Raw genomic sequence first — 218 nt, forward strand, 5'->3', positions numbered from 1 at the left:
GCTTATTACTAAGTGGCTGCGATATCGAAAATAACATAGATAAGCTCACTGGAGAGCAAGACAAGCAAGTACATGCTCTTATTGAGCGCACTAAAGCCCACATGGTGTTTGTTGAAGGCGGGAGCTTTATGATGGGAGATGGTGGAGGACCAACCAACTTACCTTGGACAATAGCGACTGACAACAAACCCGCCCATAAAGTCACCCTAACCAGCTAC

1 pseudogene is annotated in these 218 nt (G+C 46.3%); it reads left to right on the top strand.

Annotation, left to right across the window (positions count from 1 at the left end):
• Positions 1 to 218: pseudogene (locus JIG41_RS01120) on the top strand (hypothetical protein); the annotation flags it as partial.

It is taken from the genome of Pseudoalteromonas sp. bablab_jr011, assembly GCF_016464045.1.
In the GTDB taxonomy this organism is placed as follows: Bacteria; Pseudomonadota; Gammaproteobacteria; order Enterobacterales; family Alteromonadaceae; genus Pseudoalteromonas; species Pseudoalteromonas lipolytica.